Origin of the sequence: Pseudaminobacter soli (ex Li et al. 2025) (assembly GCF_029892515.1) — a bacterium.
Lineage (GTDB): Bacteria > Pseudomonadota > Alphaproteobacteria > Rhizobiales > Rhizobiaceae > Pseudaminobacter > Pseudaminobacter soli_A.
Genome location: NZ_JARXVF010000001.1, coordinates 2,034,268 through 2,058,119, shown reverse-complemented (window position 1 = coordinate 2,058,119; position 23,852 = coordinate 2,034,268). Strand labels below are relative to the sequence as shown.

Annotated in this window: 25 protein-coding genes; 15 read left to right on the top strand and 10 right to left on the bottom strand. The window is 64.0% G+C overall.

The window, feature by feature from the left end; translation table 11 throughout:
* Positions 1-27 precede the first annotated feature (27 nt).
* Entirely contained in the window at positions 28-1,197 is a 1,170-nt protein-coding gene (locus tag M2281_RS09825) for an NAD(P)/FAD-dependent oxidoreductase (protein WP_280820874.1), read from the top strand.
* Here the strand turns inward: M2281_RS09825 and M2281_RS09820 are convergent.
* A complete protein-coding gene (locus tag M2281_RS09820) occupies positions 1,184-1,930 on the bottom strand; it encodes a DUF72 domain-containing protein (RefSeq protein ID WP_280820873.1) in 747 nt (248 codons plus the stop codon). The two genes, M2281_RS09825 and M2281_RS09820, sit on opposite strands and share 14 nt — an antisense overlap.
* Before the next feature lie 142 nt (positions 1,931-2,072).
* On the opposite strand from M2281_RS09820, the gene leuD reads away from it, so the two are divergent.
* The 3 genes from leuD (at position 2,073) to M2281_RS09805 (ending at position 4,124) form a co-directional block, all read left to right on the top strand.
* Entirely contained in the window at positions 2,073-2,678 is a 606-nt protein-coding gene (gene leuD, locus M2281_RS09815; protein ID WP_280820872.1) for a 3-isopropylmalate dehydratase small subunit, read from the top strand.
* A 224-nt stretch (positions 2,679-2,902) separates the two neighbouring features.
* Positions 2,903-3,727, top strand: coding sequence for a hypothetical protein (locus M2281_RS09810; RefSeq protein WP_280820871.1), 825 nt, complete (start codon positions 2,903-2,905; stop codon positions 3,725-3,727).
* Positions 3,728-3,743: 16 nt separating this feature from the next.
* A complete protein-coding gene (locus M2281_RS09805; RefSeq protein ID WP_280820870.1) occupies positions 3,744-4,124 on the top strand; it encodes a RidA family protein in 381 nt (126 codons plus the stop codon).
* 108 nt (positions 4,125-4,232) lie between these two features.
* Here the strand turns inward: M2281_RS09805 and M2281_RS09800 are convergent, their stop codons facing one another.
* From M2281_RS09800 to M2281_RS09790, 3 genes are read right to left on the bottom strand one after another with little or no spacing between them, the layout of a single operon-like run.
* Entirely contained in the window at positions 4,233-5,090 is an 858-nt protein-coding gene (locus M2281_RS09800) for a sigma-70 family RNA polymerase sigma factor (RefSeq protein ID WP_280820869.1), read from the bottom strand.
* Entirely contained in the window at positions 5,087-5,872 is a 786-nt protein-coding gene (locus tag M2281_RS09795; RefSeq protein ID WP_280820868.1) for an SDR family oxidoreductase, read from the bottom strand. Before M2281_RS09795 ends, M2281_RS09800 begins: the two co-directional genes overlap by 4 nt.
* Before the next feature lie 10 nt (positions 5,873-5,882).
* The gene (locus M2281_RS09790) at positions 5,883-6,188 is read right to left on the bottom strand and encodes a putative quinol monooxygenase (protein WP_280820867.1); all 306 of its coding nucleotides are present in this window, start codon (positions 6,186-6,188) and stop codon (positions 5,883-5,885) included.
* 308 nt (positions 6,189-6,496) lie between these two features.
* Here M2281_RS09790 and leuB point away from each other — a divergent pair, with 308 nt between their 5' ends.
* The 7 genes from leuB (at position 6,497) to M2281_RS09755 (ending at position 13,961) form a co-directional block, all read left to right on the top strand.
* Positions 6,497-7,609 (top strand): 3-isopropylmalate dehydrogenase, encoded by a 1,113-nt coding sequence (leuB, locus tag M2281_RS09785; protein ID WP_280820866.1) that lies wholly within the window; start codon positions 6,497-6,499, stop codon positions 7,607-7,609.
* Position 7,610: 1 nt separating this feature from the next.
* Entirely contained in the window at positions 7,611-8,105 is a 495-nt protein-coding gene (locus M2281_RS09780; protein WP_280820865.1) for a GNAT family N-acetyltransferase, read from the top strand.
* Positions 8,106-8,428: 323 nt separating this feature from the next.
* On the top strand, positions 8,429-9,463 hold the full coding sequence (locus M2281_RS09775) for an aspartate-semialdehyde dehydrogenase (protein ID WP_280820864.1): 1,035 nt from the start codon (positions 8,429-8,431) through the stop codon (positions 9,461-9,463).
* Positions 9,464-9,862: 399 nt separating this feature from the next.
* Positions 9,863-11,443: a signal recognition particle protein gene (gene ffh / locus M2281_RS09770; RefSeq protein ID WP_280820863.1), complete on the top strand. Its 1,581-nt coding sequence runs from the start codon at positions 9,863-9,865 to the stop codon at positions 11,441-11,443.
* 8 nt (positions 11,444-11,451) lie between these two features.
* Entirely contained in the window at positions 11,452-11,793 is a 342-nt protein-coding gene (locus tag M2281_RS09765) for a chorismate mutase (RefSeq protein WP_280820862.1), read from the top strand.
* A gap of 26 nt (positions 11,794-11,819) precedes the next feature.
* Complete coding sequence (gene rpsP, locus M2281_RS09760; RefSeq protein ID WP_280820861.1) at positions 11,820-12,200, top strand: 30S ribosomal protein S16; 381 nt, start codon at positions 11,820-11,822, stop codon at positions 12,198-12,200.
* Positions 12,201-12,338: 138 nt separating this feature from the next.
* Complete coding sequence (locus tag M2281_RS09755) at positions 12,339-13,961, top strand: ABC-F family ATP-binding cassette domain-containing protein (RefSeq protein WP_280820860.1); 1,623 nt, start codon at positions 12,339-12,341, stop codon at positions 13,959-13,961.
* A 59-nt stretch (positions 13,962-14,020) separates the two neighbouring features.
* Here M2281_RS09755 and M2281_RS09750 read toward each other — a convergent pair whose 3' ends face one another.
* From M2281_RS09750 to M2281_RS09735, 4 genes are read right to left on the bottom strand one after another with little or no spacing between them, the layout of a single operon-like run.
* Positions 14,021-14,866, bottom strand: a complete 846-nt coding sequence (locus M2281_RS09750) for a metal ABC transporter permease (protein WP_280820859.1) — start codon at positions 14,864-14,866, stop codon at positions 14,021-14,023.
* Positions 14,863-15,720: a metal ABC transporter permease gene (locus M2281_RS09745; protein WP_425537689.1), complete on the bottom strand. Its 858-nt coding sequence runs from the start codon at positions 15,718-15,720 to the stop codon at positions 14,863-14,865. Before M2281_RS09745 ends, M2281_RS09750 begins: the two co-directional genes overlap by 4 nt.
* Positions 15,720-16,619 (bottom strand): manganese/iron ABC transporter ATP-binding protein, encoded by a 900-nt coding sequence (locus M2281_RS09740; RefSeq protein ID WP_280820857.1) that lies wholly within the window; start codon positions 16,617-16,619, stop codon positions 15,720-15,722. The genes M2281_RS09745 and M2281_RS09740 overlap by 1 nt, the downstream gene beginning before the upstream one ends.
* On the bottom strand, positions 16,616-17,524 hold the full coding sequence (locus tag M2281_RS09735; RefSeq protein ID WP_280820856.1) for a metal ABC transporter substrate-binding protein: 909 nt from the start codon (positions 17,522-17,524) through the stop codon (positions 16,616-16,618). Before M2281_RS09735 ends, M2281_RS09740 begins: the two co-directional genes overlap by 4 nt.
* A 253-nt stretch (positions 17,525-17,777) precedes the next feature.
* Here M2281_RS09735 and irrA point away from each other — a divergent pair, with 253 nt between their 5' ends.
* A complete protein-coding gene (irrA, locus tag M2281_RS09730) occupies positions 17,778-18,257 on the top strand; it encodes an iron response transcriptional regulator IrrA (protein WP_280820855.1) in 480 nt (159 codons plus the stop codon).
* 23 nt (positions 18,258-18,280) lie between these two features.
* Here irrA and M2281_RS09725 read toward each other — a convergent pair whose 3' ends face one another.
* Entirely contained in the window at positions 18,281-18,520 is a 240-nt protein-coding gene (locus tag M2281_RS09725; RefSeq protein WP_280820854.1) for a DUF3329 domain-containing protein, read from the bottom strand.
* Positions 18,521-18,708: 188 nt separating this feature from the next.
* Here M2281_RS09725 and guaD point away from each other — a divergent pair, with 188 nt between their 5' ends.
* Positions 18,709-20,070 carry a guanine deaminase gene (guaD, locus tag M2281_RS09720; RefSeq protein WP_280820853.1) on the top strand — a complete coding sequence of 454 codons (1,362 nt, stop codon included), beginning with the start codon at positions 18,709-18,711 and terminating at the stop codon, positions 20,068-20,070.
* Positions 20,071-20,091: 21 nt separating this feature from the next.
* Here guaD and M2281_RS09715 read toward each other — a convergent pair whose 3' ends face one another.
* Positions 20,092-20,988 (bottom strand): DMT family transporter, encoded by an 897-nt coding sequence (locus tag M2281_RS09715; RefSeq protein WP_280820852.1) that lies wholly within the window; start codon positions 20,986-20,988, stop codon positions 20,092-20,094.
* A 103-nt stretch (positions 20,989-21,091) separates the two neighbouring features.
* Here M2281_RS09715 and M2281_RS09710 point away from each other — a divergent pair, with 103 nt between their 5' ends.
* Positions 21,092-21,997, top strand: a complete 906-nt coding sequence (locus M2281_RS09710) for a LysR family transcriptional regulator (RefSeq protein WP_280821170.1) — start codon at positions 21,092-21,094, stop codon at positions 21,995-21,997.
* A gap of 217 nt (positions 21,998-22,214) precedes the next feature.
* Entirely contained in the window at positions 22,215-23,825 is a 1,611-nt protein-coding gene (locus M2281_RS09705; protein ID WP_280820851.1) for an ABC transporter substrate-binding protein, read from the top strand.
* The last annotated feature ends 27 nt before the right edge of the window (positions 23,826-23,852 follow it).

The window sequence follows — 23,852 nt, the reverse complement described above, 5'->3', positions numbered from 1 at the left end:
CTGCAACCAGATATCGGGAAGAGACATATGGCGCGTTACGACGTCATCATCATCGGCGGGGCAATCGTCGGCAGCTCGATCGCCTATTACCTGCGCGAGGAAGGCTTTTCGGGTTCCATCGCGCTGATCGAGCGCGACCCGCAGTTCACCCATTCGTCCACGACGCTGTCCTTAGCCTCGATCCGCCAGCAGTTCTCGATCCCCGAAAACATTCGCCTGTCGCAGTTCACGCTTGGCCTGTTCCGGCGTCTGGAACAGGAATTCGGCGCCGGCGCCGACATCGGCTTCCGCGAGGGCGGCTATCTGATCCTCGCCGGCGAGAACGGCCAGTCGATCCTCGAGCAGAACCACGCCGCGCAGATGGCCGAGGGCGCCGACATTGTGCTGGAAGACGCCGATGCCCTGCAGAAGCGCTTCAGCTGGATTTCCACCGAGGGCATCACGGCCGGCGCCTATGGCCGCTCGGGCGAGGGCTGGTTCGACGCGCATGCCATGCTGATGCTGTTCCGCAAGGCGCTGCGTGAGAAGAATGTCGACTTCATCGCCCATGCGGTGGCGGGCATCGAGCGCGAGGGCAATCGCGTCTCCGCCGTGACGCTTGAGAACGGCGAGCGCCTGGAAGCCGGCATCGTGTTCAACGCCGCCGGCCCCTCGGCCGGCAAGGTCGCTGCCATGGCCGGACTGGCGCTGCCGGTGGAGCCGCGCAAACGCAACGTCTTCGTCTTCGAGGCGCGCGACAAATTCGCCGACATGCCGCTGATGGTCGATCCCAGCGGCATCTATGTCCGCCCCGAAGGCAGCGTCTACCTCGCCGGCGGCGCGGAGGAAGAGGCGGGCGAAGGCCCGGCCGATCCGAAGGATTTCGATCCCGACTGGTCGCTGTTCGAGGACAAGATCTGGCCGGTGCTGGCCACCCGCGTGCCCGCCTTCGAGGCGATCAAGGCAACGCGCGCCTGGGCCGGGCACTATGACTACAACACGCTCGACCAGAACGCGGTGATCGGGCCGCATCCGGAGGTCGAGAACTTCATCTTCGCCAACGGCTTCTCCGGCCACGGCCTGCAGCAGGCGCCGGCGGTGGGCAAGTCGCTGGCCGAATTGTTGGTCCATGGCGGCTATCGCACCATCGACTGCTCGGCCTTCGGCTATGCCCGCATCGCCGGGAACCGCCCGTTCCGCGAGCTCAATGTGATCTGATCGCCGACATGGCCGTGGCAAGGTCCAGCGCATTTCCCAGCGCGTGACCTTGCGCGGTGTTGTCGAAGATGCACCACACCTCGCGGCCCGCGCGCGTGGCCTCGTCCACCTGCCGCTCGATGGCGCCGAGGCTTTCGGGCACATAGTCCGAATGATAGACGCGCGGCGAGCCGTGCAGCTGGAAATAGGCAAGGCCTTGCCAGCCCGCCGGCATGTCGGCAGCGGCAAAATGCGCCGGATCGGCCGCCACCCGCGCCACCCGGTACCGCGCCAGAAGCGCTTCGGCCTCTGGCTCGAACCAGCTCGCATGGCGCGGCTCCAACGCAATTCCCGCATCGCTCTCAGCCCGCAGCTCGGCAAGGAAGACCTCCGCGGTCGGCGCGTCGAAGGCAAGGCTCGGCGGCAGCTGCACCAGAAGCACGCCGAGCTTTTTGCCGAGGCCGTTCGCATGCGCCAGGAACTCACCGATGAGCGCGGAGCAATCCGCCAGACGTTGGTCGTGGGTGATGGTGTTCGGCAGCTTTACCGAAAAGCGGAATTCGGCCGGCACGCTGTCCGCCCAGCGCTCATAGGTCTCGCGCCTGTGCGGGCGATAGAAACTTGAATCGATCTCCACGGCGTTGAGGCCACAAGCATAGCGCGCGAGCTGTGTTCCCGTGCCCGGCAGCCGCTGCGCATGCGCCGCAGCGATATTCCAGCCGGCGGTTCCGATGAAACAGTGTTGCTCCGCCATCTGGTCCGATGTGGCGGAGAGGCCCGCGAAATCAAGACCCCGCCCGCGCTGCCTGCCGGAACATGTCCCCCTTTGATTCGCCGCATGCTTTGTGTAAAGCAGGGGGCGAAACATTCCCCGGAACCGGATCGGGACAGATATCATGGAAAAGTTCACCAAGCTCACCGGCGTCGCCGCCCCCCTGCCGATCGTCAATATCGACACCGATATGATCATCCCCAAGGATTATCTGAAGACGATCAAGCGCACCGGGCTCGGCAAGGGCCTTTTCGCCGAAATGCGCTTCAACGAGGACGGCTCCGAAAACCCCGATTTCGTGCTCAACAAGCCCGCCTATCGCCACGCGCAGATCCTCGTCGCGGGCGACAATTTCGGCTGCGGCTCGAGCCGTGAGCACGCGCCCTGGGCGCTGCTCGACTTCGGCGTGCGCTGCGTGATCTCGACCAGCTTCGCCGACATCTTCTACAACAACTGCTTCAAGAACGGCATCTTGCCGATCACGGTCAGCCAAGAAGACCTCGACAAGCTGATGGACGACGCCTCGCGCGGCGCCAACGCCACGATCTCGGTCGATCTCGAGGCCAAGGAAATCCACGGTCCCGATGGCGGCACGGTCAAGTTCGACCTCGACGACTTCAAGCGTCACTGCCTGCTGAACGGCCTCGACGACATCGGCCTGACGATGGAAAAGGCTCCGGCGATCGCCAGCTTCGAGCAGAAATACGCCGAGACCCGCCCCTGGGCATAAGGCCCGGCTGGGTTTCGCGAGCCGCTTCGCGCGGTTCTCGCTTTTGGAAAGGGCCGCTTTTAGCGGCCCTTTTTCTTGTTCTGCCCCTGAATGGCGGCGCGCCACGCGAACGACCTCGCCTCAAGGGCTGACAGCGCCCGCGGGGCTGTGGCATGGTTTGGGCATATTCGCCGCCGGAAGCCCTGATTTCCGGCCGTTTTGAAACTCCCTGATTCGGAGTTGCCATGAGCCGGACCGCTTTCTCCCTCGCCGCCGCCTTGCTTATTGCCGCTGGCACGTCGGCCTTCGCCCAGGACGAAAAACCGACCGTCATTCCCTTTGCCGGCGGCAAGCTGACCATCAAGCAGACAAAAGAGCAGGAAAAGGTTCTCGCCTTCAACGGCAAGGAGCTCGCGCACAATTATGTCGTGCTCTACGACCGCACGATCGAGCTGCAGGGCACCAAGGTGGCGCTTTTTTCGGTCGGCAATGGAGGCAATGCCTGCGGGCCGTCGACGGTGATCGTCTGGAAGCCAGCGGGCGGCGAACTGAAGACCGAGACGGTCGGCAAGGAGTGCGGCTCGCCGCCAGCCGCCGTCACCCAGGACGGCCTCTTCTTCGTGCCCTATCTGCGCCCGGGCGAAACGGCCGAGCTGCAGAGCTGGACGCCAGACGAGGGCCTGCGCGTTTCCGGCGAGCTCGCTTACGTGCCGCAGCCGGGCACCAGCTGGGCCGACCTCGATCCGGCCAAGGCCACGCACCCTTACGACCTCTTCGCCAACAGCGATTTCTACGAAGCGGCCAAGAAGGTGCTGGGCGACAAGCTCGCCGATGTGGCGCTGGCGCTTTCGGTATCGGGCGGGCTGGACAGGACCGCCAACGGGATCTTTTACGGCAGCGGCTGCATTCCCCACTCCTGCGGCGAGGGCAACGGCTTCGTCGCCTTCGACCCGGAGGCAAAAGCGGTCTATTTTGCCCAGCAGACTGAAACGTCGCCGGACGCCTGGCCGCCGCTCGACACATGGCCAGCCGAGATCCGCACGGCGATGACCAGATCCTTTAACCAGTAGGTCGGGAGCCCTTTCCATGCGCAAATTGATTTCGACCGGATCGCCCTTCGAGAAAACCGCCGGCTATTCGCGCGCGGTCGTGCAGGGCGATTGGTGTTTCGTCTCCGGAACGACCGGCTACGACTACGCCACCATGACCATGCCCCAGAGCATAGAGGACCAGACCCGCAACTGCCTGGCCACCATCGCCAAGGCGCTGGAGGAGGGCGGCTTCTCGCTCGCCGACGTGGTGCGCGCGCACTACTACATCACCGACCAGCGTTGTGCCGATATCGTGTTCCCGGTCCTCGGCGAGTTTTTTGGCGAGATCCGGCCTGCAGCGACCATGATCGTCTGCCAGCTCATCAAGCCGGACATGAAGATCGAGATTGAGGTGACCGCGCTCAGGCGGGGGTGATGTTGAGCCTTAGATGGGGCGACGTTTACGCCACAGCCCTCTTAGCCCCGCCCCAACCGAAATAGAACTCGCGCAGGCGCGAGCACGACGCCTGCGCGAGCCGGCATTTCAACCCAGCCGTGCCCAATCGGCTGTTTCGATCGCATAAGGGGCAAACAGGAAATCGCGGATCGCCGCGATCCTGTCGTTCTGCCAGTCGATCAGAACGAAATGCGCGGGTTTTTCCATCGGACCGGCAGCGTCGAATACGAGCATTGCCGGCCGCCCCTCGACGGCGCCAAAGGCGAAGGTCCATTTCGTCTCCTCGGCGTAGCGGGTGAAGTAGCGACCGATGCTCTGGCGGCCTTCGAGCTTGAGCCTGTTCACGAGATCGAGCTTTACGTCATCGGCCAGCATGGCGCGGATCGCATCGAAGTCGCCGCCCTGAAACAGCCTGACGTAAACGGCCATCTTCTGCCTGTCCGCATCCGACAACAGAGGAAGCCGAGTGTCTTCCGGCTGCCGCGCCAGTTGCCGCAGCGCAGCGCGCCCGCGCTGGAGCGCCGATTTGGCTGCCGCAGGCGAGCAGTCGGCGATCGTCGCAACCTCTTCGACCGAATGACCGAGCACATCCTTGAGGATCACGGCGCAGCGTTGCAACTCGGGCAGTTGCAGGAACGTGTGAAACCCGACCACGACAATATCGGCTTCCGGTAGCGGCGCATCCTCGATGTCTTCGGCAAGCGGGACGACCGTGTTCCGCGATCTGTGACGCAGGAAATCGAGGCACGTATTGTGTGCGATACGCAGGAGCCACGATTCGAGATTGTCCACCTGCGTGCCTTCCGCCTGTGCACGCAGGGCCTTGATCAGCGTATCCTGTAGCACGTCTTCCCCGTCCACGGTCGAACCCGTCATGCGCGCGCAATAGCGATGCAGTCGCGGCCTGAGCGTGCGCAGACGTTCTTCGAATTCCTCAGCTTTCATGTATCAAGCCCCACAGGCGCGCCTCCAACCGTCAGCCCGTAGGCCACCCCCGAACGATAGCGCGGATCGGAAAGAATGTCCGCGACCTGCTCGCCGAGATGAGAAGGCGTAAGCGGCGGGCCATAGCGCTGCTGCAGATAGGCTTCGGGCGTAACGCCCTTGAGGTCGGCATAGGCCGACGCGACGTTCAGCCCCAGCTGCGTTCCGGCCATCAGCTGCGTGGGTGCCAGCACCTGGAAGTGGATTCCCAGCCCGCGCCTTTCCGAAACGGCGTTGGCGTTGTGGGCCATGAACCAGAGCATGTATTTGGCTCCGACATAGCCACCGGACAGGTAAAGGCTCTGGTTGGGAATATGCGCGGCGCTGAGCACCATCGCCGCGCCGCTCGACATGACCAGAACCCGCGAGCCTGTCGCCATCGGCGCGCGGAAAGCGGCCTGAATCCCGGCAAGCCCTGCTTTTGCATCGACATTCCAGTTGGTCGAAAAGTCCTCGAAATCCAGTTCGTCTATCTGCCCCATGGCGAGCGGCGCGCCCGCGTTGAGGATCAGGACGTCTGGCTGGGTTTCGCGAACCGAGGCGTCCATGAAGGCGGCGTCGGTGGCGTCGCCAGCCAGCACCCTCGCTCCCAGTCGCGCGACCTCGGCCAGCCGCGCCGCGCCTCGGGCGATCACGGTGACGTCGGCACCACGACCGAGCGCTGCTTCGGCAATGGCCCGGCCGAGCCCGGCGCTGCCGCCGGTGATGAGGACGCGACGTCCTTGAAGATCCATCCTGGTCATAGCGCGCCCCTCACTTGCTCTCGCCGAACACTGTCTCGCCCAGAACCGAGTCGAAGCTCGCCAGGTCGAGAATCTGCGGGAAATAGGCTTTCATGCGCGGGTCATTCCGCATCGCTTCGACAGCGGCTGGCGTGTCCCACTCGGAATAAATGATGACGTTCGCGCCGTCCTTGGCGGCGACGAGCCGGCTTGCCCGCCAGCCGTCAAGCGTGCTGACGACCGTTTCGATGTTGCGTTTCAAAAGCGTGATCAGCGCTTCTTGCTTGCTCGGGTCGACCTTGAGCAGGTTGATCAGAATGACAGGTTCGGTGGCCATCAGTGTCTCCTTTCTGGACGGACACACCAAAGACGAACCGAGCGACAGGAACGGATCGCGGGGCGAAGATTTTTTTTGAGCGACGGATTTGCGAAAGCGAGCCGAAATAAGCCGAGAGCGGCTATGTCAGATGAAGTCGGGGGATCGGCGGCGCGATGGCGCAGCGGGCGGGTCGCCACCTCCGCTTTCAGCGCCGGCAAGCCGCACGAAAAAACTTCCCTTGCTGCACCAAGCCATTCAGTCTTGCGTGTCACGCCCATGGCGTTTAGCAAGGCCGCGGTTCACGGCTTTCCGAAAGGTTTTCTCAGATGGCAACGCGCAAGCTCCTCCTCCTGCCGGGCGACGGCATTGGCCCCGAGGCGATGAACGAAGTCCGCAAGCTCATTGCGGCCATGAATGAAAAATTCGGCAGCGGTTTCGAGACCGAAGAAGGCCTGGTCGGCGGCTCGGCCTATGACGCACACGGCCAGTCGATCTCCGATGCCGACATGGAAAAGGCCATGGCAGCCGACGCGGTCCTGTTCGGCGCCGTCGGCGGTCCGAAGTGGGCCGACGTGCCTTACGAGGTTCGCCCCGAGGCCGGCCTGCTGCGCCTGCGCAAGGACATGCAGCTGTTCGCCAACCTGCGTCCGGCGATCTGCTATCCGGCGCTCGCTTCGTCCTCCTCGCTCAAGCCCGAGGTGGTCGAAGCCCTCGACATCCTCATCCTGCGCGAGCTAACCGGCGGCGTCTACTTCGGCGAGCCCAAGGAGATCATCGATCTCGGCAACGGCCAGAAGCGCGGCATCGACACCCAGGTCTACGACACCTACGAGATCGAGCGCATCACCGGTGTGGCCTTCGAGCTGGCGCGTACGCGCGGCAACAAGGTCACCTCGATGGAAAAGCACAATGTCATGAAGTCGGGCGTGCTGTGGAAGGAAGTGGTCACCCAGACCCACAAGGCCAAGTATGCCGACGTCCAGCTCGAGCACATGCTGGCCGACGCCGGCGGCATGCAGCTCGTGCGCTGGCCCAAGCAGTTCGACGTCATCCTCACCGACAACCTGTTCGGCGACATGCTGTCGGACGTTGCCGCCATGCTCACCGGCTCGCTCGGCATGCTGCCTTCGGCCTCGCTGGGCGCGCCAGATGCCACGACCGGCAAGCGCAAGGCGCTCTATGAGCCGGTGCACGGCTCGGCGCCGGACATCGCCGGCAAGGGCATTGCCAACCCGATCGCCATGATCGCGTCGTTTGCCATGTGCCTGCGCTATTCCTTCAACATGGTTGCCGAGGCCGACCGCCTCGAAGCAGCCATCGCCGCAGTGTTGGACGACGGCCTGCGCACCAAGGACATCATGTCCGAGGGCAGGACCGAGGTCAGCACCACCCAGATGGGCGACGCCATCGTCGCAAAATTCCTGGCGCTGGCGGCGTAATATGAGCGTCGAGGTTCGCTGGGCAACTTCTGATGATGCCCCGGACCTCGCGGCCATTCTCGGCGAGATGGCCGTTCACTACAGACAGCCGGAGCTTCCCTTCGAGGAGGCTCTGGCAAAAGCGCGGGGCTGGCTGGCAAGCGAAAGCCCCGCTTATCCGCATTTCGCTCTGGCCTATTCCGGCCGAGAAATCGCCGGCCTTGCCTCTGTCGCGATCGCGCATCCGGGCGTCGATCTCGAAAGGCTGATGATCCTGAAGGACCTGTTCGTCCGCGATGGCGCCCGCAACAGCGGGGCAGGGCAGGCCATGATCCGCTTTCTGGCCCGGCATTGCCTAACCGAAGGCATCGGCCGCATAGACCTCACCACGGAAAACTGGAACGAGGGCGCGCTGCGCTTCTACGATCGGCTCGGCGCCGAGCGGCACGACCAGAAAATCTTCTTGCGCTTCAACGGCGATGCGCTTGCAGCGCTTGCCGGCAAGGAAGAGGGATGACGGTCCTTCATTGCCCTTCGCGCTCGATTGACTATTTACGCAAAGTGCGTAAAAGCAGCGGCGAACAGGGAACCCTCCGATGCGCGGCCATTTTTCGGCTCATCTCGCATTCGATTTTCCCGGCCATGATGTGAACCATCGTGCCGGGCGCGGAAACGCATCCCTGCTTTCGACCAAAACTACGGCCAAAAAAACGACCACTACGGTCTGATTTCCCTTGGCCTGCTCACCCTCTCCCGGGTCTGGCCCGGGGGTGAAGAGCCCGCAACGGCCGGCGGGCTTTCTCCAAGAAGCGAGCGGAGAGGGACAGGAGTAATCTCAAGATGGGTTTCAAGGTTGCGATCGTCGGCGCCACGGGCAATGTGGGCCGGGAAATGCTCAATATCCTCGAGGAACGCGGCTTTCCGGCCGATGAGGTGGTGCCGCTGGCCTCCCGCCGCAGCCAGGGCACCGAAGTGTCCTATGGCGACAAGACGCTGAAGGTGAGGGCGCTAGACACCTATGACTTCTCCGACACCGACATCTGCCTGATGTCGGCAGGCGGCAACATCTCCAAGGAGTGGTCGCCCAAGATCGGCAAGCAGGGCTGCGTCGTCATCGACAACTCTTCGGCCTGGCGCTACGACGCCGAGGTGCCGCTGATCGTGCCGGAAGTGAACCCGGATGCAATCGCGGGCTTCCCCAAGAAGAACATCATCGCCAATCCGAACTGCTCGACCGCCCAGCTCGTCGTGGCGCTGAAGCCGCTGCACGACAAGGCCAAGATCAAGCGCGTCGTCGTCTCCACCTACCAGTCGGTCTCCGGCGCCGGCAAGGAAGGCATGGATGAGCTCTTCACCCAGACCCGCGCCGTCTTCGTCGCCGATCCGGTCGAGGCCAAGAAGTTCACCAAGCGCATTGCCTTCAACGTCATCCCGCACATCGACGTGTTCATGGAAGACGGCTACACGAAGGAAGAGTGGAAGATGATGGCCGAGACCAAGAAGATGCTCGACCCCAAGATCAAGCTGACGGCCACCGCCGTGCGCGTGCCGGTGTTCATCGGCCACTCGGAAGCCGTCAACATCGAGTTCGAAAGCCCGATCACACCGGACGAGGCGCGCGATATCCTGCGCGAGGCGCCGGGCTGCCTGGTCATCGACAAGCATGAGAACGGCGGCTACGCCACCCCGATCGAGGCTGCCGGCGAGGACGCGACGTACATCTCGCGCATCCGCGAGGACGCGACTGTCGAGAACGGCCTTGCCATGTGGATCGTCTCCGACAACCTGCGCAAGGGCGCTGCGCTGAACGCCGTGCAGATCGCCGAGCTTCTGGTCGGCCGCGGCCTGATCTCGCCGAAGAAGCAGGCGGCCTGATCGCTTATCCTGTCCCGCGGCGCGCCCTGAACCAGCGCGCTGCACGCTTCGAAACCGGCGTTTTTTTGAAGCATGATCTTGTCCAAAAAGTCTGCAACTTTTCGGGATCATGCTCTCAAGCGCCGGTTTTCTTGCCTTCAAGGGCCGCAAATCCGCGGTTTGCCTTGACTCCGTCCTCGTTTTCCTGTCTACACGCCGGCAATTCCGCGACGAGTAGACCACTCCGAGCAGCCGACCGGGACCCCTTAGGGGTATAGTACGATCCCGGAGGCCAACACCCGGCAGCGCGATGCGCCCCCGGGTGCCATTCGGCTTTGGGCATTTGCTCGAGTGCTTGGCTCTTGGGCGCGGAACCATTACCTCTGGCGGGGAAACCAGTCAGAGACAGAAGGAAGAACGATGTTCGATTCGCTGCAAGAGCGACTTGGCTCCATTCTCAACGGCCTCACCGGCCGTGGCGCGCTGTCGGAAGCCGATGTTTCGGCTGCCCTGCGCGAGGTGCGCCGTGCCCTCATCGAGGCCGACGTGGCGCTGGAGGTCGTGCGTTCCTTCGTTGACCGCGTGCGCGAAAAGGCCGTCGGCGCGACCGTTCTGAAGTCGATCAAGCCCGGCCAGATGGTCGTCAAGATCGTCCATGACGAGCTGGTCGACATGCTGGGCGCCGAGGGCGTCGCCATCGATCTCAACGCGCCCGCGCCGGTCGTCGTCATGATGGTCGGCCTGCAGGGCTCGGGCAAGACCACTTCCACCGCCAAGATCGCGAAGCGCCTCACCGAGCGCCAGGGCAAGAAAGTGCTCATGGCCTCGCTCGACACGCGCCGCCCGGCTGCGCAGGAGCAGCTGCGCCAGCTCGGCGAGCAGACCAAGGTCGCCACGCTCCCAATCATCGCCGGCCAGACGCCGGTCGACATCGCCAAGCGCGCCGTGCAGGCGGCCAAGCTCGGCGGCCATGACGTCGTGATCCTCGACACCGCCGGCCGTACGCATATCGACGAGCCGCTGATGGTCGAGATGGCCGACATCAAGAAGGCCTCGAACCCGCACGAAATTCTCCTCGTCGCTGACAGCCTCACCGGTCAGGACGCCGTCAACCTCGCCAAGAATTTTGACGAACGCGTCGGCATCACCGGCCTGGTGCTCACCCGCATGGACGGCGACGGCCGCGGCGGCGCGGCCCTTTCCATGCGCGCCGTCACCGGCAAGCCGATCAAGCTCATCGGCACCGGCGAAAAGATGGACGGGCTGGAGGAATTCCATCCCAAGCGCATCGCCGACCGCATCCTCGGCATGGGCGACATCGTCTCGCTGGTCGAGAAGGCCGCCGAAACCATCGACGCGGAAAAGGCCGCGGCGATGGCCAGGAAGATGCAGTCGGGCAAGTTCGACCTGAACGACCTCGCCGACCAGCTTGGCCAGATGCAGAAGATGGGCGGCATGGGCGGCATCATGGGCATGATGCCGGGCATGGGCAAGATGAAGGACCAGATGGCTGCGGCCGGTCTGGACGACAAGATGTTCGGCCGCCAGCTCGCCATCATCTCGTCGATGACCAAGGCCGAGCGCGCCAATCCCGACATCCTCAAGCACAGCCGCAAGAAGCGCATCGCCGCCGGCTCCGGCTCCGATGCGGCCGAGATCAACAAGCTGCTGAAAATGCACCGCCAGATGGCTGACATGATGAAGGCCATGGGCGGCAAGGGCAAAGGCGGCGGTCTCATGCGCGGCATGATGGGCGGCCTGGCCTCCAAGATGGGCCTTGGCGGCATGATGCCCGGGGGCGGCATGCCTGACCTTTCCAAGATGGACCCCAAGCAGCTCGAAGCGCTGAAGAAGCAGGCGGAAGCCGCCGGCCTCGGCAAGGGCCTGCCGGGCGGTCTGCCCGGTCTTGGCAATGGCGGCGGGCTTCCCGGCCTGCCCGGCGGCATGAAGCTGCCCGGCCTTGGCGGTGGCGGCCTTCCGGGCCTGGGCAAGAAGAAGTGAGTGCAGCGATGAACGACGCCGACGTCAAGAACCTGCTCACCCAATATCGCGCCTCGATCGACAATATCGATGCCGCACTGGTCCACATGCTGGCCGAGCGCTTCCGCTGCACTCAGGCTGTGGGCGTGCTGAAGGCTACGCATGGCCTGCCGCCGGCTGACCCGGCGCGCGAGCAGAACCAGATTGCACGGCTGCGCCGTCTCGCCGACGAAGCGCAGCTCGACCCCGATTTCGCGGAAAAGTTCCTGAACTTCATCATCCGCGAAGTGATCCGCCATCACGAGGCAATCGCTGCCTCTAACGGCACCGAGAATTCCGCCGCATCGAGCGGCGGCCAACAGACCAGCTGAACAGAACGAACCCTAGGAGAACCAAAATGTCGTTGAAGATCCGTCTGGCCCGCGCCGGCTCCAAGAAGCGCCCCTACTACCACATCGTCATCGCCGACGTGCGCAGCCCGCGCGACGGCCGTTTCATCGAGACGATCGGCGCCTGGAACCCGATGCTGCCCAAGGACGGCGAGCGCGTGAAGCTCGACGCCGACCGCGCCAAGCATTGGCTGAGCCACGGCGCCCAGCCGACCGACCGCGTTGCCCGCTTCCTCGATGAGGCCGGCCTCACCAAGCGCGAAGCCCGCAGCAACCCGACCAAGGGCGAGCCGGGCAAGAAGGCGCAGGAACGCGCCGCCGCGATCAAGGCCGCGCAGGAAGCCGCCGCCGCCGCTCTGGCCGCCGCTCAGGAAACCTCGGCCGAGTAATTTTTCGGCTTCGGCTGGAAATGCAGACGGCGGGTTTCGGCCCGCCGTTTTCATTTCCGGCATCATCCGGTTCCGGCGCTCGTCGCCGGTTTCGGCGCGTGCCAATAAGCCCACCGCAACTTCACAGCGTCTGAAATCATGATTCGCATCGAAAATGTCAGCAAGCAGAACAGCCACAGGCTGCTGTTCATCGAGGCCTCCGCGACCCTGCAGAAGCAGGAGAAGATCGGGCTGGTCGGTCCAAACGGCGCAGGCAAGACGACGCTGTTTCGCATGATCAACGGTGAGGATCTGCCCGACGAGGGTCAGGTTTCGACCGAACGCGGCATCACCATCGGCTATTTCAACCAGGATGTCGGCGAAATGGCCGGCCGCAGCGCGGTTGCCGAGGTGATGGAGGGCGCCGGCCCGGTGAGCGAGGTGGCCGCCGAGCTGCGCGAACTGGAAGAGGCGATGGTCGATCCCGATCGCGCCGACGAGATGGACACCATCATCGAGCGCTACGGCGAAGTGCAGGCGCGATACGAGGAGCTGGACGGCTATTCGCTCGACGGCCGCGCCCGCGAGGTGCTGGACGGCCTCGGCTTCAGCCAGGAGATGATGGACGGAGATGTCGGCGCGCTCTCGGGCGGCTGGAAGATGCGCGTCGCGCTTGCCCGCATTCTCTTGATGCGCCCCGACGTCATGCTGCTCGACGAACCGTCGAACCATCTCGACATCGAAAGCCTGATCTGGCTCGAGGCGTTCCTCAAGGGCTATGACGGCGCGCTTTTGATGACCTCGCACGACCGCGCCTTCATGAACCGCATCGTCAACAAGATCATCGAGATCGACGGCGGCTCGCTCACTAGCTATTCCGGCGACTACGAGTTCTACGAGCAGCAGCGCCTGCTCGCCGACAAGCAGCAGCAGGCCCAGTTCGAGCGCCAGCAGGCCATGCTTGCCAAGGAGATCAAGTTCATCGAGCGCTTCAAGGCGCGCGCCTCGCATGCCTCGCAGGTGCAGAGCCGCGTGAAGAAGCTCGAGAAGATCGACCGCGTCGAGCCGCCCAAGCGTCGCCAGACGGTGGCCTTCGAATTCCAGCCGGCGCCGCGCTCGGGCGAAGACGTGGTCACGATCAAGAACGTGCACAAGCGCTACGGCAGCAAGGTCATCTATGAAGGCCTCGACTTCCAGATCCGCCGCAAGGAGCGCTGGTGCATCATGGGCGTCAACGGTGCGGGCAAGTCGACGCTGCTCAAGCTCGTCGCCGGCTCCTCGGAACCGGATCAGGGCACGGTGGCGCGCGGGCCTAGCGTCAAGATGGGCTATTTCGCCCAGCACGCCATGGACCTGCTCGACGGCGATCTGACCGTGTTCGAACAGCTGGAGCATTCGTTCCCGCAGGCCGGTCAGGCGCCGCTGCGCGCGCTTGCCGGCTGCTTCGGCTTCTCGGGCGACGAGATCGAGAAGAAGTGCCGGGTGCTTTCGGGCGGCGAGAAGGCGCGCCTGGTCATGGCGATCATGCTGTTCGATCCGCCCAACCTTTTGGTGCTGGACGAGCCGACCAACCACCTGGACATCGCCACCAAGGAAATGCTGATCGCAGCGCTTGCTCAATATGAGGGCACGATGCTGTTCGTTTCGCACGACCGCCATTTCCTCGCCGCGCTCTCCAATCGCGTGCTGGAACTGACGCCCGACGGCATCCACACCTATGGCGGCGGCTACGTGGAATATGTCGAGCGCACCGGCCAGGAAGCGCCCGGCCTGAGGAACTGAACGACTTCTTCCACACGGCAAAAACTATGCGGGGACGGCAATGCCGTCCCCGATCCGTTTCAGGTCGCCTCGCGCACTTCGACCCGTGCCGCCTTGCGCGTCGCATGAACGAAGGCGGCGATGAAGACGACTGTCAGCAGCACCACAATGGTCGGCGCAGGAGCGCTGTCGATGAAGAACGACAGATAGACGCCAAAGAAGGACGCCAGCACCGCGACGACCACGGAAAGGATCAGCATTCCGCTGAACGTCCTGGTCAGCAGGAAGGCGATCGCACCCGGCGCGATCAGCATGGCGATGGCAAGAATGATGCCGACCGCCTTGAGTGCCCCGACGATGGTGAGCGACAGGATCGCCAACAGGCCATAGTGCAGCAGCCGCACCGGCAGACCGATTGCCCGTGCCTGCGCCGGATCGAAGGCGTGCAGCAACAGGTCGCGCCACTTGAGGAGCAGGATGCCGACCACCAGCGCCGCGATGACGCCGGTCTCGACTATATCGCCCCAGCTCACGCCCAGCATGTCGCCGAACAGGATGTGATCGAGATGCACGTCCGTCGCGATCTTGACGTAGAGCACCATGCCGAGGCCAAACATGCCGGAAAACACCACGCCCATGACGGTGTCCTGCTTGATGCGGCTGTTTTCCTTGAGAAAGCCCGTGGCGAGCGCGCAGGCCATGCCCGCGGCGAAGGCGCCGAGCGCCAGCGGCAGGTTGACGATGTAGGCCAGCACCACACCCGGCAGGATCGCATGGCTGATCGCGTCTCCCATCAGCGACCAGCCCTTGAGAACGAGGAAGCAGGACAGGAGTGCGGCGGGCACGGCCACCAGCACCGAGATGATCAGCGCATTGACCATGAACCCGAACTGGAAGGGCGCGAGCAGCGTATCGATGTAGCTCATAGGCCGGCCTCCAGAGCTTGCGCCGCACGCCGCCTAGCGGCGAGCATGCCGTGCTTGGGCGCGAGGAAGAAGACGACCAGGAAGATTGCCGTCTGCAGCACCACGATGACCCCGCCGGTCGCGCCGTCGAGGAAGTAGCTGACATAGGCGCCCACGAAGCTGGTGACGGCGCCGATGACCACGGCAATGGCAAGCAGGCGTGGGAAGCGGTCGGTCAGCAGATAGGCAGTGGCGCCGGGCGTCACCACCATGCAGATGACCAGGAACGCGCCGACCGTCTGCAGAGCCGCGACCGTGGAGGCGGAGAGCAGCGTGAGGAACATGATCTTGAGCAGCGGCGGATTGAGGCCGATCGAGCGCGCGTGGCTCTCGTCGAAGAAGGTGACCATGAGGTCCTTCCATTTAACCAGCAGGATGGCCAGCGACACGAAGCCGATTATGGCAAGCTGGAGCGTGTCCTCCGGCGTGATCGCGAGGATGTTGCCCAGCACGATGGTCTGGATGTTCACCGAGGTGGGCGACAGCGAGACCATGAACAGGCCAAGCCCGAAGAAGGATGAGAAGATCAGGCCTATGATGGCGTCTTCCTTGAGCTTGGTGCGCTGGTTGAGGAAGAGCATCGCCGCAGCGGCAAGGCCGCCGGAGAAGAAGGCGCCGATGGAGAAGGGCAGGCCCAGCATGTAGGCGACGGCCACGCCCGGCACGATTGCGTGCGAAAGCGCGTCGCCGATCAGCGACCAGCCCTTCAGCATCAGATAGGCCGACAGGAAGGCGCAGACGCCTCCGACCAGCGCCGACACCCACATGGCGTTCACCATGTAGCTATAGCCGAACGGCTCGAGCAGGACGGACATCACCCCTGGCCTCCGTTGCGGCCGGCCGCCTGCGCAACCGCCGCCGGCCTGTCGCTGCGCAGAACCAGCGGGCGCTCGTCGTCGGTGATGACGCCGACGGATTGGGACCTGTCCGCCTCGTTCAGCACGAAATGGCGCAGCACGCCGCCAAACGTCCGCTCGAGATTGGCCTGGGTGAAGACCTCCTCGGTCAGGCCATGGGCAAGCACGGTGCGGTTCAGGAGCACGGTGCGGTCGCAAAATTCCGGCACTGAGCCGAGATTGTGGGTGGAGACGAGCATCACCCGGCCCTCATCGCGCAGCGAGCGCAACAGCTTGATGATCGCGTCCTCGGTCTTGACGTCGACGCCGGTGAAGGGCTCGTCGAGCAGTATGACGCGCCCGTCCTGCGCCAGCGCGCGGGCGAGAAAGACGCGCTTCTTCTGCCCGCCCGACAACTCGCCGATCTGGCGCTTGCGGATGTCGCTCATGTTGACGCGGGCAAGCGCGGCCGACACCGCCTCATGATCGGCGCGGCGAGGGATGCGCATCATGCCCATATGGCCGTAGCGGCCCATCATCACCACGTCCTCGACCAGAACCGGGAAATTCCAGTCAACGTCCTCGCTCTGTGGCACATAGGCGACGAGGTTCTGCTTCAGCGCCCGATCTACCGGCTGGCCGAGGATGGAGATCTCGCCCTGCGCCAGCCGGACGAAGCCCATGATCGCCTTGAACAGCGTCGACTTGCCCGAGCCGTTGACGCCGACCAGCGCGGCGATGGTGCCGGTGGGGATCGCGAAGCTGGCGTCGCGCAACGCCGTGTGGCCGTTGCGATAGGTGACCGTCGCGTTCCTTACCGCGAGGCCTTGCCCCGCATCTTTCGATGCGGGGGCGGAGGTGTCTACATGCATGTTCATTCCGCCAGACCCTTGGCGATGGTGCCGGAGGTGACGCGCAGAAGGTCGATATAGGTTGGCACCGGGCCATCCGCTTCGGTGAGCGAATCGACATAGAGCACGCCGCCATAGTTCGCGCCGGTCTCGCGCGCCACCTGCCTGGCGGGCTTGTCGGAGATGGTGCTTTCCGAGAAGACGACGGTGATGCCGTTCTTCCTGACGGCGTCGATCACCTTGCGCACCTGCTGCGGGGTGCCCTGCTGGTCGGCGTTGATCGGCCAGAGATAGAGTTCCTTCAGCCCGAAATCGCGAGCCAGATAGCTGAAGGCACCTTCGCTCGAAACCAACCAGCGCTTGGCCTCGGGAATAGCGGAAAGCTCGGCCCGGATCGGATCGATAGCCGCGTTGATCCTGGCCTTGTAGGCTTCGGCATTGGCCTTGTAGGTCTCGGCATTGGCCGGGTCATACTTCACGAAGGCATCGCGGATATTGTCGACATAGATCAGGGCGGCCGACGGCGACATCCAGGCGTGCGGGTTGGGCTTGCCGGTATAGGGGCCTTCCGCAATGCCCATCGGCTCGACGCCTTCAGAGACGACCGCACCCGGAACGTCCTTCAGATTCTGGAAGAACTTTTCGAACCAGAGCTCGAGGTTGAGGCCGTTGCGCAGAATGAGCTGCGCGCCCTGCGCCTTCTGGATGTCGCCGGGAGTGGGTTGGTAGTTGTGGATCTCGGCGCCGGGCTTGGTGATCGATTCAACGATTGCGGCATCTCCGGCCACGTTCTCAGCCATGTCGGCAATGACGGTGAAGGTCGTTACCGCCTTGAATTTCTCCTGAGCCGTTGCCGGCGCGGCCATGAGTACGGCGGCAAGGGCGCTTCCAACCATGCCGGCGAGAACCGAGCGCCTGAGCTTGTCGAACATATCTTCTCCTTCTTGCGATTGCTTCTCAACTGCGTCTGTAGGGGACTCGGTTGTGGATTGCAATTGCAATTCGTTTGCAAAAAGACTTGACGGTTTCGCCGGCGCCCATATCCTCGGCTGCGAATTGTTCGCGGCAACGAGGACCAAAATCCGATGAAACGAGGTGCGGCTAGCTCCGGCGCTATGCTTTCCGGCCAGGGCGGCTCTGAAGGCCGCCGGACAACAATCGCCCGTCGCTCCGTCGGGTGATCCAATGCTTCTCGTTCCCGAAGAAACCCGAAAACGCCTGCTCGCCGAGCGGGCCTTGCCTCCCGAGTCCGAGGTCGAGGAAAAACTGAAGGAGGCCGGACTGCGCCCCACCCGGCAGCGCGTCGCGATCGGCCGGCTGCTGTTCGGCGCCGCGCATCGCCATGTGACGGCGGATGACCTGCTTCAGGAAGCGAACTTAGCCGGCGAGACGCTGTCGCTCGCGACCATCTACAACACGCTCGGCCATTTCAGCGAGGCGGGGCTGATTCGCCGGATCAGCGTGGACGATGAGCGGGCCCATTTCGATACGGACACCGGCAACCATCATCATTTCTACATGGAGGCGGAAGGGCGAGTGGTCGACGTCCCGCCCGGCGGCATCTCGGTGGACCGATTGCCCGCCCCGCCGAAAGGCTACGAAATCACGAGGGTCGACGTCGTCGTTCGGCTGAGGCAAGTGAAACCTGATCCGCTTGCCGGGTAGGCCGCGACCAACGATTCCGTTTGTTACTCCTCCTTGCCGGGCCCCGCCGGCGGCGAATACGCCAGGAAGAATTGCCACACCGCATAGCCGGCAAAGCAGAGCGCGATGACGCCCCAGCTGGATGCCCCATTGACGAATTCGAGGGCCGCCCACGCAAGGCAGACGACCACCACCGCGATACGCCGCCACAGCGGCCGGAAGAAGGGATGTTCGGAATCCTTGGTCAAATCGGGCCAGCCTCGATGCAGGGATGCGGTCTTCAACCGACACTTTCGACGGTTTCTCCAGCGCGATCAAGCATCGGGGATGCCTTGCGTCTCGATCGTGTAGCCGGCGTTTCGCGCGGTCAGCCTTGGACAGTTCGATCATCGGCTGGATACGGTCTTGTTGGCCGTGATGTCTGAGATAATGATGAACCTTGGAATGCGCCTTTCACCGGAGGTCTACTGAAGTGCGAAACAGAGTGATTTGCGGAACCGCGTTTCACACGCCGGCACGCGGCAAGCTCGAAATTCTGGAAGGCGTTTTGATCTCGGTCGATGGGGACGGGCGCATCGCCGAAATCCTCAGCCCCAAAAGCCCGGACTTTGCCGAGGCAAAGGCGCGCGCGGAGGCGGAGGGCAGGCTTCTCCAACTGCCGGCAAACCAGGTGCTTCTGCCCGGGCTGGTGGACCTTCACATCCATGCGCCGCAATGGCCGCAGCTCGGGAAGGCGCTGGACGTTCCGCTCGAGGTCTGGCTGCAGAAACACACTTTTCCGCTCGAGGCCCGCTATTCCGACCTCGCCTTCGCCCGCGAGATATACGCCGATCTGGTCGCCGGGCTTCTGGCGAACGGCACCACCACGGCGGTGTATTTTGCCACCATCCACATGGAGGCCTCGCTCGCACTTGCCGAGACGTGCCTCGAAAAGGGCCAGCGGGCCTTCGTCGGCAAGGTCGCCATGGACGACCCCGACCAGTGCCCGGACTTCTACCGCGACAGCGATGCAGCCACGGCCGTCGACGAGATGCGGCGCTTCATCGACGCCGTCAGGGAGCTTTCATCGACGGACGACCCGCTCGTGCGACCGGTCATTACACCGCGCTTCATTCCCAGCTGCACCGATGAGCTTTTGCAGGGGCTGGGCAAGCTTGCCGCGGAGACGGGTTGCCTCATCCAGACCCATTGTTCGGAGAGCGACTGGGAAAAGGACTTTGTCGGGTCCCGCTTCGGCAAGACCGACACCGAGGTGCTCGCCGATTTCGGCCTTTTGAGAGAGCACACGATCCTTGCTCACTCCAACTTCGTCACCGACGGCGATTTGGACCTGATCCGCGAACGCGGAGCGGCGGTTGCGCATTGCCCGCTGTCCAACATCTATTTCGCCAATGCGGTTTTCCCGCTGCGCGCGGCGCTCGACCGCAATGTCCGCGTCGGCCTCGGCACCGATATTTCCGGCGGCCACAGCCCATCGATCCTCGACGGGTGCCGGCATGCGTTGATGGCCGCGCGGGCGCGGCAGGGCGGCGTGGACCCAGCGCTGGCGCCCGCCGAGCGCGGCATCGTGCATTCGCAAATCACGGTGGCCGAGGCGTTCTGGCTGGCCACTGCCGGCGGAGGGGAGGCGCTGGGACTGAAGGTCGGCAGGTTCGAGCAGGGCTATCAGTTCGACGCCTTGCTGATCGACCAGGACGCTTCGGGCTCCAACATCCGGACGTGGCCGGAGCTGGACACCCCGGAAGACGTCTTCCAGAAGATCGTGCTGAACGCCATGCGCACCAATATCAAGCGCATATGGGTCGGCGGCGACTATGTCGGCCGATCGGATTGACCGGCCGACGGACGAAGGTGCTTACCGCCGGAATAGGTTGACGATGATCACGCCGCCCAGCGCCAGCACCCCGCCGACGAGGCCGAGCAGCCCCGGCACCTCGCCGAGCCACACAAAGCCGATGAGGGTGGCGACGGGCGGCACGCAGTAGAGGAAATTCGAGGCGCGCGAGGCCGGCAGGCGCGACAGCGCCACGGCCCAGCTGGCATAGGCGATCAGGCTCGGCACGATGCCGAGATAGATGGCAGCACCCAAAGCCTGCGTGTCCGCAGTCGACGCCTGGGCAAAAGCGCTCGGCAGGGCCGGCGCAAGGCAGAGGGCGCCGATCACCATGTTCCAGGCGGAGACGGTGAGGGGCCTGTGCTGGGCAAAGAGCGGCTTCTGAACGACCGTATTGATGGTGGTGCAGAGCGCCCCGCCAAGGATGAAGAGGGCGCCCTGGTTGAGCTCGAACCCCTGGCCTTCCCCTATGGCGATGATGCCCACGCCGGCAAAGGACAGGAAAGTGCCGACCCAGGCCGCGCCGGAAAAACGCTCGCCGAGCGTGACCGTCGCCAGAATGGCGGTGAGGATCGGGCTGATATTGATGATGAAACTGGCGGCGCCCGCCGAGACGGTCTGCTCGCCGATGTTGAGAAGCACGGTGTAGAGCGCAACGAAGAGCACACCCCCGCAGACGAAACGCCAGGCCTCTTTCAGGCGCGGCAAAGGCGGGCGGGTGACGAGCAGGAAGATCGCGGCCGGCACCGCAGCGATGCCGAAGCGCATGGCGCCCAACTCCAGCGGACCGAAAGCGGCGAGCCCCGCGCGAATGGCCGGGAAGGCGGAAGCCCAGGAAAGAACGGTGATCGCCACCGCCGCGGCGGTGACTGTGCCGGCGGAACGGCTGCTCGGTGAAACTGCTGTGTTGATGCTCATGATACGGCCTCATCTGACTGCCGCATAAAAAGCGCCACGCGAGCTGATTGACAATCGAATAAATCGGCGCTCTGCTGTGAACATGGATCACAGCTTGAACGCGATGCTGCCGCTCGAAACACTGCGCGCTTTCGAAGCCGCGGCGCGCACGGGCAGCTTTTCCGCCGCTGCCGACAAGCTGAACCTCACCCACGGCGCCATCAGTCGGCAGATCGCCAAGCTGGAAAACTGGCTCGGCTCACGCCTGTTCGAGCGCGGCGCGCGCGGCGTTTCGCTGACGCCGGAGGGCCAGCGGCTCTTTCTCCGCACATCCGAAGCCTTCGCACTGATCGCAGACACCACCGAGCGCTGGAGCGAGCCGCGCGGCGCCGCCGTGGTGCGGCTGACCTCCATTCCATCCATCGCGAGCCTCTGGCTGATGCCGCGGCTGTCGGTGCTGGAACAGGGCTCGACCCCGCTCCGCATCGTCCTCGACGTGGACAGCCATCAGGTCGACCTTGCCGAGGAAGGCATGGACCTGTCCGTGCGCTGCGGACGAGGGCGCATCCCTGGCCGCATCTCGCTGCAGCTTTTCGAGGAATGGTGCTTTCCCATCGCCTCGCCGAAACTGGCGAAGGACATCGGACAAGGCGCGCCGGAGCGGCTGCTTCAATATCCGCTGGTCCACGATTCCGACGCCTCGGGCTGGCGCGCATGGTTCGCTGCCCAGGGCATCGACTACCGGCCGCGCCCGCAGGACCGGCGCTTCGAAGACTACAACCTGGTGCTCGACGCAGCGGCCTATGGGCTGGGCATCGCCCTGGCGCGGCCGCCTCTGACGGTGAACCAGCTCGCGAGCGGCCGGATCGTCCGCGTCGACCAGGGCGAGGCATTGAATCCGGTGGCCTACTGGCTCGATCGCCCAGCCGGCAGCCCACGACCAGCGGCGGCGGAGCTGGCGCGGCGCATCGCCCGCGACGCTGGCGTGGAGGCCGGTGCGGTGGAAGTCTTTTTGCAAGAAACTGCCTGAAGTCGCTTTCGACGAACGAACCTGCTCCGCCAAGGAGCCTGCCCGAAACGGAAATTCTCATCCACCGATGGATCGCGGCAATTCCGTCGCTGGCTTAATGCCCTGCCATATCGATAATCACGATATTCGATTAGTCTCGCCGACAGTTTCGGTCATCAGCAAGTCGAATGCCGACCCTGGAGAGAGGGGGCGGACGTCAAACGCAATGGAGCACGCGATGTCAGATTTCAGGATTTCCCGGCGCGGCGTTCTGGCCGGTTCGGCCTTTTTGCTGGCCTCAACAGCCCTGCCGAGCACGCTTTGGGCGCAGACGCTGACCAAGGGCGGACGGCTGATCGTGGCGGCGGACTCGGAACCGCGCAACCTCAATCCGGCCATCGTCGCCTCCAACGGCGTGTTCTTCGTCGCCAGCAAAGTGGTCGAGCCGCTGGCCGAAGCCTCTTTCGACGGCAAGGATGGGCTCGAGCCGCGCCTTGCCTTGAGCTGGGAAGGCTCGGACGATGGCCTGACCGTTACCTTCAAGCTGCGCGAGAACGTGACCTGGCACGACGGCAAGCCATTCACCTCGGCCGACGTCGCCTTCTCGGCGCTGCAGGTGTGGAAGCCGCTGCAGAATCTCGGCCGCGTCGTGTTCAAGGATCTTGAGGCGGTCGACACGCCCGACGAGCACACCGCCGTGTTCCGCTTCTCCAAACCCACGCCCTTCCAGCTTATTCGCAACGCGCTGCCGGCGCTCACCAGCGTTGTCGCCAAGCACATCTATGAAGGCAGCGACATCGCCGAAAACCCGGCCAATACCGCGCTCATCGGCACCGGGCCGTACAAATTCGCCGAACACAAGGCCGGCGAATATTACCGGCTGGAGCGCAATGACAAATACTGGGGCGAGAACCAGCCCAATCTGGATGAGATCATCTATCGCGTGTTGCCCGACCGTGCGGCCGCAGCCAGCGCGCTGGAGGCGGAGGAAATCCACCTTGCCGCCTTCTCGGCCGTGCCGCTGGCCGACTTGGCTCGCATCTCCAAGGTGCCGGGCATCGAGGTGGTGACCAAGGGCTATGAGGGCCTCACCTACCAGCTGGTGGTCGAGATCAACCACCGCCGCAAGGAGCTGGCCGATCTCAAGGTGCGCCAGGCCATCGCGCATGCCATCGACAAGGACTTCGTCGTCAAGACGGTCTTCCTCGGCTATGCCGCGCCTGCGACCGGGCCGGTGCCGCAGAACGACAAGCAGTTTTATACCAAGGACGTGCCGGCCTACGCCTTCGACACGGCCAAGGCCAATGCGCTGCTCGATGAGGCCGGCTACAAGCGGGGCGCCGACGGCACCCGCTTCAAGCTGAAGCTGCTGCCCGCGCCCTACTTCAACGAGACAAAACAGTTCGGCGACTATCTGCGCCAGGCGCTCGCTGCCATCGGCATCGACGCCCAGATCGTCAACAACGATGCGGCGGCCCACCAGAAGGCGGTCTACACCGACCACGACTTCGACTTGGCGGTCGCGCCGCCGGTGTTCCGCGGCGACCCGGCCATCTCCACGACCATCCTGGTGCAGAGCGGCATTCCGGACGGCGTGCCCTTCTCCAACCAGGGCGGCTACAAGAACGCCGAAATCGACGCGCTGATCGAGAAGGCCTCCGAGACCATTGACGCCGAGGCTCGCACCGGGCTCTACCACGAATTCCAGAAGAAGGTGGTCGAGGACCTGCCGCTCATCAACGTGGCCGAATGGAGCTTCATCACGGTCGCTCGCGACACGGTGAAGAACGTCTCCAACAATCCACGCTGGGCGGTGTCGAACTGGGCGGACACCTATCTCGAAACATGACATCATCGGGCAATTCGTTTCCCGAGG